Genomic DNA, 15,938 nt, shown 5'->3' with positions numbered 1-15,938 from the left:
GCCTAAAGCAAGGCTACCTCCTTTAATATTTATTTTTTGTGGGTCAATACTGCCTAGCGGTTGTTTGGTACCTAAAACAGTCTGACAATATTCGGCCGATTCCCATGCTTTTAAGGTGCATAAAACCTGGCCAGCAAAAGCTTCATGAATTTCGTAATAGTCAAAATCATGTAATGTAAGTTTATTTCTTTCCAGCATTCGGCTAACTGCAATAGTAGGCGCCATAAGTAATCCAGCTCCATGAACAAAATCTACCGCAGCCACTTCGCAGTCAACAAAATAAGCTAAAATATTCTGATTCTTTGCTTTAGCCCATGCAGGAGAACTTAATAATACTAACGCAGCACCATCAGTTAAAGGAGTGGAGTTCCCAGCGGTAAGACTACCCTTTTCTGATGAGTCAAATACCGTTTTTAAACGTGATAGTTTTTCCATAGTTGTGTTATTGCGTGTAATCGTATCGCGTTTTAATTCATTTACTTGAGTTATTAAATCGTCATAAAATCCGGCAGCGTAGGCTTGAGCTGCATTTTGATGGGAACGAAGGGCCAATTCATCTTGAGCTGTGCGTGAAATATGCCATTCTTTTACCATCAATTCACAATGTTGACCCATTGATAATCCAGTCTTTGGTTCTCGTACTTCGGGCAATAGTGGTTTTAGCATGCCAAATCTGAATTTCTTAAGAGCAGCTATTTTTTCTTTTAAGCTATGTGCTTGATGCCAATGAATTAAGAAATGAGTAAGCGTTCTTTGAGTAATTAATGGAATGTCGGAGTTTGTATCAGTGCCGCCTCCTATACCGACCTCAATCTGTTCTGCTGCAATTTTTAAAGCAACAAGATTAATCGCCTCAAGTCCTGTACCACATGCACGTTGAATGGTTAAACCAGGAGTTTCTGGAGAGAGTTTGCTACTTAAAACAACTTCGCGCGCAAGATTCCAATCAAAGGGATGATTCATTACCGCTCCTGCAATTACATCACCCAATAATTGATTTTGCAGTTGATTTCTTTTTATTAAATCAGCCAAAGTTATTCCCAACAAATCTTGATTGGATTTACCTAGATAATGAGATTGTGATTTGACAAAAGGGGTACGCGCACTATTAATAATAGCTACTTTTTTCTTAAAATTCATATTAACTCCATTTAATTCTCTTGATCATGCTAGCACGAATTTAATCATACTGTGAATTGCTCTTAAATAACGAAGATAACTAAAGAAAAAGGTATTTTCAGTATTATTGATATTACCCAATCTGTAGGAATTCTTCCTATAGATGTTCAGAAATGGGATACTGATTTTATTATTGGCTCCAGCTTAAAATGACTATGAACAATTTACCCCTGTTGATGTAGGTTGGTTCTCACAAGATATTCCTTTAATTTAAATATTCATGATTTTCACTATGCAAAGACAGCACTACGATTTTTAGGTGGAACTCCATCGGTATTTCCATTGTATTTAGCAAACTCAGGGATTGAAACAATCCTAAATATTGGAATAAATACCATTTATAAACATAATCAAATATTATTATTAAATAGCGCCCAAGAATATGCTTTAAATGTATTATCGTCACAAGACCCTTTATATTGTCGTGGAACATTTGTTATAAAATTTTCTGAGCCAGAGAAGGCCATAAAATTCTTTAAAAAACATCATATCATGGTAGACAGCCTATATAAATTTGGCATGCGTTATCACATATTTACAATATAAATGATGAAATAAATAGGATGGCTGAGGTTCTAAAAAAATTAGCATAAAATGTGAATAAAATTGGTCGCATATGTGCTATTGTTCATTATGTTAAATAATAGTACAAAGTCAATAAACACTCTTTTTATTACTAAAATGCCCAGCAAAAACATGCTCCCCATTGCCAAGAACCATGAGGACAAGAAAGAGTAGTAGAATGATGATGGTGACAGAATTTGTGGTTAATTGATGCGAGTACTTTTTTTCTATGATAACCACTATAATAGTTAACTGGAGACCAAGAGGGACTAACTGGTGGAAGTGAAGGATTATATTGAGAAAAACTATCGCAAGCATGGACAATTTGCCCACCAACCACCGTCATTAACGAATAAATGTTTTTAATGTCCTCTTCTGGTACCAAAAAGAAATCTTTGGACAAAACAGCAAAATCTGCTAATTGATTAGGTAGAAAAGAACCTTTCATATCCTCTTCTTTAGAAAACCAAGCACTTCCTTTAGTATAAAGCTCCAAGGCTTTTTCCCTAGAAAGGATATTGTCTTTATTGTAAAGTGATTGTCCACCTACAGTTTTTCCAGAAATTAACCAATAAAGACATAACCATGGGTTATAACTCGAAACTCGCGTTGCATCTGTACCAATACCAATTGGAATTCCTGCCTCAAGAATTTTGCTAATTGGCGGGGTTCGTAAGGTTTGTTCTTTCCCATAGCGTTCACTAAAATACTCTCCTTGAAAAGCCATCCTGTTTTGGATCGCTATACCACCCCCTAATTTTTTTACTCGCTCAATAGAATGATCAGAAATAGTTTCTGCATGATCGAAAAACCAATGTAATTTATTAATAGGGTGCTCTGAATGGATTTCTTCGTAAACAGTTAGGGCCCTAGTAATTGATTCGTCATATGTTGCGTGCAATCTAAAAGGCCATTTATTTTCTGCCAGAATCCTCACAATAGGTTTTAGCTGTTCTTCCATTACAGAAGGTAAGTCAGGTCGCGGTTGTAAAAAGTCTTCAAAATCGGCGGCTGAGAAAACAAGCATTTCGCCAGCCCCATTATGGCGATAATAATCATTACCTTGTTGGTATTTAGAAGTTTTTGTCCAATGGGTAAAATCCTCTAGTTCATGATCGGGCCTTTGTGTAAATAAATTGTAAGCTATTCTTAAAGTTAATTTATTCTCTTCATTAAGTTGTTGAATTATTTCATAATCCTCTGGATAATTTTGAAAACCCCCACCAGCATCAATTACACTGGTTATACCAAGTCGGTTTAATTCGCGCATAAAATGTAAAGTGGAATTGATTTGATCTTCACGTCTAAGTTTGGGACCTTGAGCTAAAGCAGAATAAAGTATAATGGCGTTAGGATTGGCAATTAACATTCCAGTAGGATTACCTTTTTTATCACGCTGAATTAGGGTTCCTGGCATTTCTTTCGTATTTTTATCATATCCAATGGCATTCAGGGCTGCTCTATTAAGCAAGGCTCGATCATAAAGATGAAGAATAAAAACAGGAGTGTCTTTTGAAACTGCATTGACTTCATTTAAGGTCGGCATTCTTCTTTCTTTGAATTGAAATTCAGTCCAGCCCCCAACCACTCGAACCCATTGTGGCGCTGGCGTACGATCGGCTTGTTCTTTAAGTAAAAATAATGCTTCATTAAGTGTATTAATACCATCCCAACGTAGCTCCATATTGAAATTTAGCCCACCACGAATTAAGTGGATATGAGAATCATTTAATCCTGGAATCACCGTTTTTTGCAACAAATCAACCAATAAAGTTTTGGTAGTTTTTAATTTTATAACCTCTGCATCAGAACCTAATTGAACAAATTTATTATTTTTAATGGCAATGGCAGTTATTTTTTTATTACTGATACCTGAGCCTTTAAAATTTCCGTTGTAATAAATTGCATCCATAAGGAGGTTCCCCTTGATTAACCCAGAATTAAAGAAACCATTTACCTAAGATATTGCTCCGACTATATCAGGAAGGGCTTAAGGAGTAGTTTCTTACCTGTTTCTTAAAGCTATATTATTTAACTATTTTACCTTTCCATTCGCTTCGTGACCTTTGTTTATGAACCATTGTATAAGCATAATCAACGCCCATGCCGTAGGCACCACTAAATTTTTTTACAATGTTCATGACATCATCATAGGTATCTTTTTTTGCCCAATCACGTTGCCACTCAAGAAGTATTTGTTGCCAAGTTACAGGGACAACTCCAGCCTGTTGCATTCGATTCATGGAGGATTGTTGTGCTATTTCACTTGTGCCACCACAAGCATCTTCAACTACATAAATTTCATAACCATCTTGCATTGCTGAAAAAGCACACATGTTGATACATACTTCAGTCCACAATCCTGCAAGAATTAACTTTTTTCGGCCTGTACTGTTAACATGTTGCCTTACTTGTTGGGAGTCCCATGAGTTCATGCTGCTACGTTCAATTACGTCATTTTTAGGGAATACATCGAGTATTTCTGGCCATATAAAACCACTAAAACTTTCTGTCTCCACAGAGGTAAGAATAGTAGGGACCTGGAATAATTTTGCAGCGTTAGCCAAGGCTACAGCATTATTCTTCAAAGATTGCCGATCAATACTCACAACACCGAAAGCCATTTGTGGTTGATAATCAATCATTAATAAAACTGAATTTTTGGGAGTTAATAGCTCAATTTTTTTGTCCATAACATTTTCCTTGTATGATTGTTTTAACCCATCAGATTAGTATGTTAAATATAGACCACAGTTCTTATTTTGAACAAAATTGTCTATTTTGAGATACAGAGGAAAATTTTCGGATTATAATTTTCTTTATTTGTACACACAAAGGATGTGTATAACTTAATCATTATTTTGCAAGGAGTAGCAAATGAAAAAAATTGGAATAGGGGTTTATATTCTCTTTATGTTGTCACATTGGTCGGTAAATGCAGCTCAAAATAAGGGTTTTGCTGTTGGAGCTCAATATGACACAGCTCATGTTTATGTTGTACCAGAAGAATTTGACCGATTTATTACTAGTTTTACTGCAACGTTGGGTGGAAAGACTTCAAAACAAGACATTTTTCAAGTAACTCCAACGCCTAGTCAAACTATGTCGCAGCTGGTGCTGACACCGGCAGGTACTATATCTGTATTTGGTTTCAAAACTCCGATTCCTTATCCTTTTGGAGCTGAGCGTACTGGTTACCTAGTGAATGACTTTGATAAAGCTATCTCTGCAGCGCGTGCTGCAGGAGCAGATGTTATTGTAGAACCATTTCTTGATCCCATAGGCCGAGATGCAATTATCCAATGGCCTGGTGGCGTGAATATGCAAATCTATTGGCATAATACTCTGCCTAATTATGCTCCATTAACCTCAGTTCCAGAAAATAGAGTGTACCTTTCTCCCAATCGTGCAAACTCTTTTATCAAGAGTTTCACGCATTTTGCTAATGGGAAAATCTTATCAGACGATAGCAGGGTGCCAGGGAATGAGATTGGTTAACAGCCTGGAACTACTTATAGATGAGTGGCTATTGAATCTGGTTTTGGAAAAATGCTTGTTATTGTTACTAATGGGCATTTAACTTGGCCTTATGGACGTGAATTTACAGGGTATGAGGTAGACAATTTGAAAGAAACACTGACTAAAGCAGAAACAGTTGGAGTGAATATTCTTATTGCACCTTTTGTATCGGGACAACGTACTTCAGCCATAGTTAAATTTCCTGGTGGTTATATTGCAGAAATTCATGAAATTTCAAAAAAATAGTAATTAAGGATGGACCATGTTAAATGAAGCCTAGATGTTTGCTAAGGTTCTAATTTTTTGCGTCTTAAAACATTAGCAAGTGCACAAGCAATAAATTGGCGAATGAAGAAAATTGATATTACACTTAAACAAAATGTCGATCAAAGTTGATAGTCAAATTAGTGATTGGCATGAATTGGAATATGCATTTGTTGGATACAAATACACAAATGGAATGAATTAATGAGTTATTTTAATACGAAAGACCCACTATGTGAACGTAAAAAATGCCCACGACAAATTAGCATTGAAATTATTCCGCGATCTGTTGACCTGGGTGGATTTCAAGTAGTGCGGGTATTGCCATCTAAAGAAAAAAGGACCGTAGGTCCATTTGTTTTCTGGGATCAGGCAGGTCCTGGGGAGTTTCTCACCGGCCAAGGGTTAGATGTAGGTCCGCATCCTCATATTGGTTTATCCACGATGACTTATTTGTTTGAAGGAATCATAGAACACCGAGATACACTAGGAAATCATCAAATTATTTTACCCGGAGATGTTAACCTGATGACAGCAGGGCGAGGAATTGCGCATTCAGAAAGAACACCACAACAAGAGCGTAAACATCCTCAGCATCTTTTTGGCATACAATGTTGGCTAGCTTTACCTCTAAATAAAGAAGAAATGAATCCTTCTTTTACTCATTATGATAACAGTATTATACCTACCAATATTGACACTAAGGATATCAATCTACGTATAGTTTCTGGCGAATGGATGGGAGTAAAATCACCGGTCATCACGCAAAATGACGCTTTATTTGTTGAATTCGCGCTTAGGAATTATGCCTCGATCAATGTCCCAGCAACAACAGAAGAACGCGCCATTTACATCTTAAGTGGAGAGATTATGATTAACAATGTTCATTTCAGTAGTAATAGAATGCTTATCCTTAAAACTGGTTTTGAAATCAAACTCAGTGCTGTCTCCAATGCAAATATTATTATCCTTGGTGGTACCGCACTTGAAGAACCGCGTTATCTTTGGTGGAATTTTGTGGCCAGTTCTAAAGAAAAAATAGAGCAAGCAAAATTGGATTGGACAGATGGTAAATTTGGAAAAATACCAGGTGATGATAAAGAATACATACCCTTACCTAAGTAGTAACAATCAAAAAGTGTATAGTTCGATCTAATGTTGATTTTATTTGAACTGACATCGCATAAGAAAAACAATTCTTCTCTACTCATTGCAAATAGTACTTATGCCACAGAAAATATAATAAGTGAGTGCATTTTCACATTAGCGATAAAATTTTTCTGCGTAAAAGAAGCTTAAACGAGAGTACCAATAATCAGTTGAAATTTGTTTTTTTATCAACATGATTGCTGCTCAATGTATTTAACGACATTCGTAATGGTATTCTGGCTGATCGTTCACAGTTCTTCTACGATCTCACCTTACCTTTTTACAGTTACAATTGCGCCTGGATTTAAGCTGGATATTGAGTTAGATAATAGTGAAGTAATCAAGCCCTGCTTTAGGTAATTTAAATTTGGCATAACACTTTATTTAATCCATAATTGCCTCTCTCATAAGTATAAGTGATATTTTAAAAGAGGTTGTAGATGGCTATTCCGAACTTTTCTCAATTATTACAAGATGTTTTGCAGGACGATGTAAGAGCTTGGGAGCAGTGGAGTAATTATCGACTATCCAATGCATTTTGTGAAAATTGTCTTAAAGAGACCATAACTATTCTTGAAGAAAAGCTCATCCAAAATCCCAATGATTCTCATGCTTTAGTCTTACGCGCTTATATGCATGAGAATGGCCAGGTAGGGTCAGTAAACTATACTGCTGCTATTACCCTTTATGAACGAGCTATTGAATTAGGTAATAATACAGCGATGAATAATCGCGCTTGTATGCATGAGAATGGTCAAGGTGGTCCAGTGAACTATACTGCTGCCATTGCTCTTTACGAGAGAGCTATAGAATTAGGTAATGATTTAGCAATGTATAGACGTGCTTCTATGCATCACAATGGCCAAGGTGGTCCAGTGAACTATGCTGCTGCTATTATTCTTTATGAGCGAGTTATTGAATTAGGTAATGATTTAGCAATGTATAGACGCGCTTCTATGCATCACGATGGCGAAGGTGGTCCAGTGAACTATGCTGCTGCCATTACCCTTTATGAGCGAGCTATTGAATTAGGTAATAGTTGGGCGATGAATAATCGCGCTTTTATGCATCAGCATAACCAAGGTTGCCCAATGAACTATGCTGCTGCCATTACTCTTTATGAGCGAGCTATTAAATTAGGTAGTAGTTTGGCGATGACTAATCGCGCTTACATGTATCAATATAGCCAAGGTGGTCCAATGGACTATGCTGCTGCTATTATTCTTTATGAGCGAGCTATTGAATTAGGTAATTATACAGCGATGACGTATCGTGCTTTAATGCATTACAATGGTCAAGGTGGTCCAGTGAACTATGCTGTTGCCCTGATTCTTTTTAAACAATCTTATTTTATTGGGCAGGATGTGAATATATTAAGCTTGTTAAAACAAATTTTTGAGCAGACAAAAAGTTTAGAGGCACTACATACACTGATGTTATGTTATTTAAAAAGCAATCAAATTGAAGCGGCAAAAGAATTGTTTGCACAACATCCCAATGAATTAAATTCACTTCTCTATCCATATATTCACCAATTGATTAATAAATTACCTGAGGAAGAACAATTCACACAGCTGCTAATTGATTTTGTCACGAAGATGAATGATGATTCGCGTTTACAATATATTCAATTTAAAATCGCTTTATATAACGAAGAAGAACAACAGGCCTTTGATTTATATACCACTTATTTAAAAGAAGTTTCTGAACTCACAGCGAGTGATTTTTATCGCCTGGGCACTTTTTGTCTGAGTGGTGTAGAAGGTTTATCTCCTAAACATAAAATTAAAAAATGGGAACAGGCTTGTGAGTTTTTTTTAAAAGGATTTCGTCAGGGTGATAAAGATCGTAAAACAATGTTAATTCACATCTTAAGCGCCAAAGAAGCTTTAGCAGCAGGTCTGCCTGCCCCTGAATATTGCCTGCAAAAAAACGACGATGAGTCAGAAAATCGCGCTCAAGAATTAATTAATCGTTTTTGCTATAAAATGCAGCAAAATTTATTGCGTGAAGCAAATAATCAGCAAAAAACAGCTTTATTAACATTTATTGAAATAAAAAAACATCTCCTACAAAAAAAGAAAGTCAGCAGTAAATCAATGAAGTTAGCCGAAAAGATAGTGCTGGAATTAAATCAGGATCCCTTAGAAATAATCTTAAAAAAACCGCACATTTTGAATCGCATTAAAAAAGATGGGGCTTTATATAAGATACTTAATGGTTTTTTTGCCCCAAACGATGATAATCCATTAAAATTAATAATAAATGAACGAGATTGCAAAGCAATAATAAAACAAACTAATAACGGAGAATCCATCTATCAGGTGTTAACCAGCGGTAAATGCATCTCATCCAAAGGCTTAAAAATACTTGCCCAACAACAAAGACAAACTCTGGATTATATCAAAGTGCTCTCTGGTACAGTACAACAAGAAGCTATAAAGAAAGCATTGGATAGTAATTCGTTATTAGGCCAATATTTTCACATTAAATGCGGCTTATTTTCATCTCACAGCACACCGCATACCTTAAAAGTCCTAAAACGGATGCAGGGGATGAAACCGTAGTTTTTATGTTTTTTTATTAATCCCTTTTCAGTACTAATTCATATTACAATTCAGTAAATTCCATACTGGATGGGCTTTTACATGGTGAGCATAGCAAACATTTATCATAATAGTTCCAGTGGTGATAATTTGGTTGCTATTGTAATTGAATAGTAACCAAATATTTGAGTTGTTTCAGGATTTGAAAAACCACAAGATAATAATAAGCCGGTAAGTTTTACTTTGTTTGCTGCGATTGATGATTTATAAACATTAAAAGATTAAAGCAAGCCGTAGCAAGAGGCGATAATCGTACAGGCCAAGGAAGGTCGAAGACCGAGGCCTGTAGTCCCTGGTAGCCTTAGGGCCGGATGTATTGTCGCAGGCAAAATATAAGGCATACGAAAAGGCGTCAGTCATTGTGGAAGTGCGTCCCGTAGGGGACTAAAAAATGAACGGACGCAGGACGGCCAGGGCCGCCGGAGGCATACTTGTCGCGTTGTGCGATTCGATTTCAGCCATGGATTGCTGAAATCTATCATGAGCTAGCGACACTATCGTTTATTGATACTTCCAAGCGCTCACTAAATTCGAGGGAGGTGAACAACATCATTGCCTAAACGGAATAATGCATTGTCGGTTCCACTGGATATTATTGCTTTTCGAACTCATTCTCATGCATTTTTGTCATATTATTCTTTCAATTTGCACCCTGAGAGTTCAATTTGGCGCGCTGATCTGCCCCTTAGGAGGCGCAAAGTTTTGAGTCCATATTAATTCGATAAGTTACAAAAAACCTTTAATAATAAGCTTGTTAACCTGTTGTCTTGTTTGGTATTGTCCGATAAAATGCATCTCAATCCAAATAATTTTAGGCACCTATATAGGTACCCACAATAGTGAATGGAACAATGAGCAAAAATATTATCGATGCTTCTTATATCACTTTTTTCAATAGCCTTAAACATCGAGTAGAAGCCTCTCGATATCGAGCTGTTCTTAAAGTTAATCAAGAAGTTATCTTACTTTACCATCACATAGGCACACAGATTCTGCAATCTCAAGCAGAACATGGATGGGGCGCTAAAGTTATTGACCAATTGAGTAAGGATTTAAAATCAGCTTTTCCAGAAATGAAAGGTTTCAGTTCTACTAATTTAAAGTATATGAAGCTATTTGCAGAGAATTTTACTCATGAGGAAATTAGTCAGCAGGCTGCTGACCAATTACCATGGTTTCATTTAGTAACTATATTAGTTGCCTGCAAAGAAAAACCTGCTCGTTCTTTTTACATGGATAAAGCGATAGCACATGGTTGGTCACGGCAACGTCTGGTGGCGCAAATAGAATCTAATTTATATAGCAGGGAAGGCAAAGCTATTACTAATTTTAACAATCAATTGTCATCGCCTCTCTCAGATCTTGCTAATAATACTCTCAAAGACCCTTATCTTTTTGATTTTCTTGGTTTAGGAAAAGATGCACATGAGCGCGAAGTAGAAAAAGCTCTTATTCAGCATATGGAAAAATTCTTGCTTGAATTGGGGGTTGGATTTGCTTTTGTTGGCCGGCAATATCATTTGGAAATTAGCAAAAGAGATTATTACATTGATCTCCTTTTTTACCATTTAAAATTACGCTGTTTTGTAGTAATTGAACTTAAAGATAAGGAATTCAAACCTGAATATACTGGCAAATTAAACTTTTATCTTTCTGCTGTAGATGATCTTCTAAGACACCCTAGTGACAACCCTTCAATAGGGGTTATTTTATGTAAAACAAAAGATAACGCCACAGCAGAATATGCATTACGTGATATTAATAAACCTATTGGACTCGCAGAATATAAGTTAACTGATACTTTACCAGACGAGGTAAAAACAAGTCTTCCGACAATTGAAGAACTTGAACATGAATTAACAAAAAACTTAAAAGCCGAGTGATCTAATTGTGCAACGTAGTGTTGCACAATTGAAAGAGTGTGCGGATTAGTTAGATAACAGTCCTGGCAAACTAAGTTATTAAGAATTACTTAATAACTGATGTTTTCATAAAAAAATACAAATTGATCATAATGGAGTTATTAGGAATTTCCTAATAACTGTTTGTCAGAATTAGTTGGCATAACTTAAATTGTGCAAGAACCTCCTGCACAATTAGCGAATTTAATTAGTCAGCAAGCTGCTGACCAATTCGGGATTCACTGACTCCCGAATTCGGCAACAACCTGTTGCCAAGTTGATTATAGGAAAATAGATGGGAAAACTAACTGCTAAAGCTGTAGAAAAAGCAGCTCCTCGTGCTAAAGAATACAAGCTACATGACGGTGAAGGACTTTTTCTGCGAGTACGTTCAAGTGGTGCAAAAAGCTGGCTTTTTTCTTATAGTTTACCTGGTGATAAACGCTTAATTCGCATGACTCTCGGTACTCCTAACGAACTCAGTTTAAAAGATGCGCGTGATAAAATTAAAGAGTTACAGGAGCTTGTAAATAACGGTATTGATCCGCGCACAGCAAGGGCTGCAGCTATTGCTGAAAATAGGCAAGCAATCACAATGCAGGTTTTATTTGATCGTTGGATTGAGTTTGAAAAGATCACACAGCGGGTAACTGATACTTGGCTTAAACGCCATGAAGATCGTTGGCGCCTGCATTTGCAAAAGCCACTAGGTGGTTTATTAGCAAAAGATGTAACACGTGCTCATTTATCTATGGCACTAGATGCCATGACTCGTAAAGGGATAAAAGAAGAAACTAGAAAAGCATTATCTTCTTTAAATTTAATGATGGATTATGGTCTTACACGCCATTTAATTGATCAAAACCCTGCACGATTGCTTAAACCTAAAGACTTTGCTGCAACGGCTAGTAAACCACGTGATCGCGTATTGTCATTAAATGAATTACGTAGATTGTGGCAGGCTTTAGATCAAGCATGTGGCTCGAATCAGTCATTAGATGTTGCTATCTCGTCTATGTCCGTAGTACTTACTAGCGCCATTAAATTACTCATTTTAACTGGTGCTCGTCGCGGTGAGATTGCGGGTATGCGTTGGGATGAGTTAAGTCTTAATGAAGGTATTTGGGTACTACCATCTGAGAGAACAAAAAATCGTCAAACACATACAATCTATCTTTCTTCTCTAGTTGTTGAGATTCTCCAATCGTTATTACCTATTTCGGGACATTCCTTATTTGTTTTTGATACGGGAAGTTATAAAGATGTGGGGCATATCCATACAGATACTTTGACGGGCGCTATTGCACGGTTACGTGGTAAATCGACAGGAGTAAAAAAGAAACTAGCTTCTGATGCTCCTTTAGCGGATATACCTTCTTTCAGTGTCCATGATCTTCGAAGGTCAGCGGCTACAGCATGGGGAGAATACTTGAAAACAGAACCTCATGTAATTGAGAAAATGCTTAATCACCAACCGTTGAATAAATTGGTAGCTACCTATCAGCGAGCAGTGTATGCAGAGGAACAAAAGGCAGCCTGGCAATCCTGGGGGGAAATGGTCGAACATCAAGTAGCTTGTTCCACTAATAATATAGTTGTTATTAAAAGAGCTTTGAGTATTTAAATTAAAGTAAAGGATGAACAAAATGGATGTAAATGAACAAACCCAATTAATTGCTTATCAAGAGGAAAAAATATTCTACAATCATCCAGGGGCAATGGCTGATTTTAATTACTGGTGCAAATTTGAAACTTTTACTATTGATCAGCTGGTAGCGTTATCTTTAGGCAGAAATCCTGACCAAATTAATCTTGAAAAAATATCACGTACACCTGAGATCTTTGATTTTGTAAAAGAATACAAAAAACGCTATGCACTCATTTCAAGTCGTTTTGGAGGATATGTTACATTTTCTGAATTTATAGAATGGACAATACAACAAGAAATTTCATTACCAGTCGAGCTACTTGAATGGTTTAACAGAGGTAACAAAAATATCGCTAAGCAAAATGATACAAATAAGAACAGTATGGAAATTCATCCTAGAACGGAAACTACATATCAAAATATAGTTGCAATTTTATTAGATTTTATAGAAGGTAATATACCGGGTATAGAAAAGCATCCTTCATATGTTAACGATAATAAGTTGATTGACGCAATTTCAGCATATTGCACAGGTATCGCAGGGCTTTCACAGAGCAATCTTTCTCGTAAAATTCCCGAATGTAGAAGGACTTTGCATCCTTTAAATAAATAGTTCCGCAATTGCATAACCTGTTTACCGCAATTGCGGTGAATGAGAAATAAAGCCCATTTAGGATGTCCTTAACTCATACCAGACAAGGACGTTCTAACATGTATCAACTACCTCAAACAGGTTATTTGCGCTTATCCCAAATACTTGGAAACTCAAAAGCTAACCCTCCTATTCCTCCATTAATTCCCATCGGCAAATCTTCCTGGTGGGAAGGAGTCAAATCAGGCCGTTTTCCTAAGTCTATCAAGCTTGGCCCCCGTATCACTGTTTGGCGAGTGGAAGACATACGCCAATTAATAAATAACGGTGTAAAAGGGGTTAGTCATGGTGCTTGAAAAAAAGAGCCCCGAGATCGCTGCAACGATTAAAGGGGCTATCTATGCCATTTACAAAGGACAACAAAAATATAGTACCTACAATGGACAAACCAATCAAGGTCCAAAGCATATAAGCTTTTGCTTCTCACCTCTTTTGGAGTTAATGGAGTCTGCATTGGAGAATAAGCATGATTGAATTAGAACGTGCTCGTTCGGCACTTAATGCTCTTGATTCCGGCTGTCCTCGTGAAAAGTGGATTCGTATTGGAATGGCTGCGAAATCTGCTGGATTGAATTTTGATGATTTTCATGACTGGAGCAAGCCAGCTGGAAATTATAAATGTGAAAAAGATTGCAGGACAGTTTGGGAATCATTTAAAGAAACAGGATCTATAACTGTTGCAACACTTGTTCATATGGCAAAAGAAAATGGTTGGGTTGGCTCGGTTGAAAAAAATGATTACTCAAATAAAAAAGAGTTTCATCAGATTCATAATAAACTCTCTACAATTAACCACGTTCTTCATACATGGGAATTTTGCCAACTGGCTCTACCTAATCATGGATATATTTTACGAAAACAAGGCAAACCAGATGGATTAAGGATATACCCAGAAAACGCCCCGCCTTTAATTATTAATAATCAAAATGTTGCGGGGTATCTTGTTATTCCCTGTCTAAGTGATGAACAAATTCAAACATTACATTTTATTCCACCAGGTAAAGGTGACAAATTGCATTTACCTGCAGCAAATTTAAATGATGGTTTTTTCTCAGTTGGAAAAATAAATGAGATGACCAAGCTTATTTATCTTTGTGAGGGAATAGGGCATGCCTGGGCTATTAATGAAGCTACAAAAGATCCTGCTGTAGTTTGCTTCGGTGCATCTCGTATAGCGCGTGTAGCTAAAGTACTGCGTGAAAAATATCCTAAGGCTCAATTAATTATAGTGCCTGATCGGGGGCAGGAGAGTAATGCGGCTCAAATTGCTGCTACTGTTGGAGGCCAATGGATAGAGTTACCACAAGATATGCCTTCAAATTATGATGTAAATGATTATGCACTTGAATTTGGTTATGAGGCATTGGCCCATCTATTAGAACGACTGGAAGCTCCAACAATGCGTTATAAGCTGCTTTCTGGTGCTGATCTTCTTAATGCTCCGCCAATGCGCGTGTGCTACCTGCCGAAGGGTTGGCTGCACTTTATGGGGCTAGTGGGAGTGGTAAAAGTTTTCTTACTTTAGATATGGGATTGTCTCTTGCTGCAGGCGATGATTATTGGTTTGGTTGTAAGGTTAGGCAGACTCCTGTGACTTATGTTTGCCTAGAGGGTGAAGCAGGTATAGGGAAGCGTATTAAGGCTTGGAGCTCCTATTTTAAAAGGCCCGTGCCTGATACTCTAAAATTTATTACACAGCCATTTGATTTATTGGGTGATGACATTTCGGAGCTAGCCAAAGCAGTGATTACTGCTGGAGGAGCTGGTGGGCTAGTGATAATCGATACTTTAAACCGTGCTGCGCCAGGAGCAGATGAAAATTCCTCTGTTGATATGGGTAATATTATTGCTGCTGCTAAGAAGCTGCAAAATTTGGTGGGTGGTATAGTGTTGTTGGTGCATCATACAGGTAAGGACGCAACTAAAGGATTACGTGGACATTCGAGTTTGTATGCTGCACTTGATGGTGCAATTGAGGTTAGTAAATCAGATACTCGTTTTGAATGGAGCATGGCTAAATCTAAAGATGACGTAACAGGAAATTCGCACTCTTTTAAACTAGAAATTGTTCCTATTGGTATTGACGAGCAAGGTACTGCGATTACTTCCTGCGTAGCGTTATTTGATAGTTCAAAAAATATAACTCAGAAGAAACAATCATTAGGTAGCAATCAAAAAATTGCTCTTCAAGTAATAGATAAGCAATTAACTAATTCGTCTCATATGGGTAAAGAAGGCGCTCCATCAACCGCTAAATGTCTTGAATATGATGAAACGGTTTCTTTGATTGCCGCACGAATCCCAACAGATGCAAAGCACCGCAAGTCACGTGCCATGAGTGCAATTGCTGGTTTAGTGGAAAAGCACTTTATAGGCATGCAAGGAGATTGGTTATGGAAGATTTGATTGTATTACAGTTCACTTCCCTTCCCGGTTTTCCCACCCCACCTCTATAG

The 15,938-nt window shown here is 37.1% G+C and carries 15 protein-coding genes; 12 read left to right on the top strand and 3 right to left on the bottom strand.

The features are described 5' to 3' along the window. On the bottom strand, positions 1 to 1,140 hold a 1,140-nt coding region (locus WA877_RS08410; protein WP_425170470.1), incomplete at its 3' end, for an acetyl-CoA C-acyltransferase. 66 nt (positions 1,141 to 1,206) lie between these two features. Between WA877_RS08410 and WA877_RS08405 the strand changes: the two genes are divergently transcribed. Beyond that, positions 1,207 to 1,332, top strand: a complete 126-nt coding sequence (locus WA877_RS08405; RefSeq protein ID WP_425170471.1) for an aminotransferase class V-fold PLP-dependent enzyme — start codon at positions 1,207 to 1,209, stop codon at positions 1,330 to 1,332. A gap of 523 nt (positions 1,333 to 1,855) precedes the next feature. On the opposite strand, the gene WA877_RS08400 is transcribed toward WA877_RS08405, so the two are convergent. Beyond that, positions 1,856 to 3,655 carry an amidohydrolase gene (locus WA877_RS08400; protein ID WP_425170469.1) on the bottom strand — a complete coding sequence of 600 codons (1,800 nt, stop codon included), beginning with the start codon at positions 3,653 to 3,655 and terminating at the stop codon, positions 1,856 to 1,858. 115 nt (positions 3,656 to 3,770) lie between these two features. Then, positions 3,771 to 4,436, bottom strand: coding sequence for an isochorismatase family protein (locus WA877_RS08395; protein ID WP_425170468.1), 666 nt, complete (start codon positions 4,434 to 4,436; stop codon positions 3,771 to 3,773). A 184-nt stretch (positions 4,437 to 4,620) separates the two neighbouring features. Here WA877_RS08395 and WA877_RS08390 point away from each other — a divergent pair, with 184 nt between their 5' ends. From WA877_RS08390 to WA877_RS08340, 11 genes are all read left to right on the top strand, one after another. Continuing rightward, positions 4,621 to 5,241 (top strand): hypothetical protein, encoded by a 621-nt coding sequence (locus WA877_RS08390; protein ID WP_425170467.1) that lies wholly within the window; start codon positions 4,621 to 4,623, stop codon positions 5,239 to 5,241. Between the two features lie 24 nt (positions 5,242 to 5,265). Further along, on the top strand, positions 5,266 to 5,508 hold the full coding sequence (locus WA877_RS08385; protein WP_425170466.1) for a hypothetical protein: 243 nt from the start codon (positions 5,266 to 5,268) through the stop codon (positions 5,506 to 5,508). A 222-nt stretch (positions 5,509 to 5,730) separates the two neighbouring features. Beyond that, positions 5,731 to 6,651 carry a pirin family protein gene (locus tag WA877_RS08380; protein WP_425170465.1) on the top strand — a complete coding sequence of 307 codons (921 nt, stop codon included), beginning with the start codon at positions 5,731 to 5,733 and terminating at the stop codon, positions 6,649 to 6,651. 464 nt (positions 6,652 to 7,115) lie between these two features. Further along, positions 7,116 to 9,242, top strand: coding sequence for a hypothetical protein (locus WA877_RS08375; protein WP_425170464.1), 2,127 nt, complete (start codon positions 7,116 to 7,118; stop codon positions 9,240 to 9,242). An 890-nt stretch (positions 9,243 to 10,132) separates the two neighbouring features. Beyond that, a complete protein-coding gene (locus WA877_RS08370; protein ID WP_425170463.1) occupies positions 10,133 to 11,164 on the top strand; it encodes a PDDEXK nuclease domain-containing protein in 1,032 nt (343 codons plus the stop codon). 313 nt (positions 11,165 to 11,477) lie between these two features. Beyond that, positions 11,478 to 12,806 carry a tyrosine-type recombinase/integrase gene (locus tag WA877_RS08365; protein ID WP_425170462.1) on the top strand — a complete coding sequence of 443 codons (1,329 nt, stop codon included), beginning with the start codon at positions 11,478 to 11,480 and terminating at the stop codon, positions 12,804 to 12,806. 22 nt (positions 12,807 to 12,828) lie between these two features. Then, positions 12,829 to 13,443, top strand: a complete 615-nt coding sequence (locus tag WA877_RS08360; RefSeq protein WP_425170461.1) for a hypothetical protein — start codon at positions 12,829 to 12,831, stop codon at positions 13,441 to 13,443. A gap of 98 nt (positions 13,444 to 13,541) precedes the next feature. Beyond that, entirely contained in the window at positions 13,542 to 13,778 is a 237-nt protein-coding gene (locus WA877_RS08355; protein ID WP_425170460.1) for a helix-turn-helix transcriptional regulator, read from the top strand. Continuing rightward, the gene (locus tag WA877_RS08350) at positions 13,768 to 13,956 is read left to right on the top strand and encodes a hypothetical protein (RefSeq protein ID WP_425170459.1); all 189 of its coding nucleotides are present in this window, start codon (positions 13,768 to 13,770) and stop codon (positions 13,954 to 13,956) included. Before WA877_RS08355 ends, WA877_RS08350 begins: the two co-directional genes overlap by 11 nt. Beyond that, positions 13,949 to 15,007, top strand: coding sequence for a PriCT-2 domain-containing protein (locus tag WA877_RS08345; RefSeq protein ID WP_425170458.1), 1,059 nt, complete (start codon positions 13,949 to 13,951; stop codon positions 15,005 to 15,007). The genes WA877_RS08350 and WA877_RS08345 overlap by 8 nt, the downstream gene beginning before the upstream one ends. After that, on the top strand, positions 14,938 to 15,888 hold the full coding sequence (locus WA877_RS08340; protein WP_425170457.1) for an AAA family ATPase: 951 nt from the start codon (positions 14,938 to 14,940) through the stop codon (positions 15,886 to 15,888). Before WA877_RS08345 ends, WA877_RS08340 begins: the two co-directional genes overlap by 70 nt. The last annotated feature ends 50 nt before the right edge of the window (positions 15,889 to 15,938 follow it).

This window comes from Legionella sp. (assembly GCF_049790535.1).
Taxonomy (GTDB): Bacteria; Pseudomonadota; Gammaproteobacteria; order Legionellales; family Legionellaceae; genus Legionella.
The sequence above is the reverse complement of the archived record's forward strand: the minus strand, read 5'-3'. Positions and strand labels throughout refer to the sequence as shown.

Coding starts and splice junctions, on each gene's coding strand:
- WA877_RS08400 (WP_425170469.1), bottom strand. CDS start 3,655: ATGGATGCAATTTATTACAACGGAAATTTTAAAGGCTCAGGTATCAGT.
- WA877_RS08395 (WP_425170468.1), bottom strand. CDS start 4,436: ATGGACAAAAAAATTGAGCTATTAACTCCCAAAAATTCAGTTTTATTA.
- WA877_RS08390 (WP_425170467.1), top strand. CDS start 4,621: ATGAAAAAAATTGGAATAGGGGTTTATATTCTCTTTATGTTGTCACAT.
- WA877_RS08380 (WP_425170465.1), top strand. CDS start 5,731: ATGAGTTATTTTAATACGAAAGACCCACTATGTGAACGTAAAAAATGC.
- WA877_RS08375 (WP_425170464.1), top strand. CDS start 7,116: ATGGCTATTCCGAACTTTTCTCAATTATTACAAGATGTTTTGCAGGAC.
- WA877_RS08370 (WP_425170463.1), top strand. CDS start 10,133: ATGAGCAAAAATATTATCGATGCTTCTTATATCACTTTTTTCAATAGC.
- WA877_RS08365 (WP_425170462.1), top strand. CDS start 11,478: ATGGGAAAACTAACTGCTAAAGCTGTAGAAAAAGCAGCTCCTCGTGCT.
- WA877_RS08360 (WP_425170461.1), top strand. CDS start 12,829: ATGGATGTAAATGAACAAACCCAATTAATTGCTTATCAAGAGGAAAAA.
- WA877_RS08355 (WP_425170460.1), top strand. CDS start 13,542: ATGTATCAACTACCTCAAACAGGTTATTTGCGCTTATCCCAAATACTT.
- WA877_RS08350 (WP_425170459.1), top strand. CDS start 13,768: ATGGTGCTTGAAAAAAAGAGCCCCGAGATCGCTGCAACGATTAAAGGG.
- WA877_RS08345 (WP_425170458.1), top strand. CDS start 13,949: ATGATTGAATTAGAACGTGCTCGTTCGGCACTTAATGCTCTTGATTCC.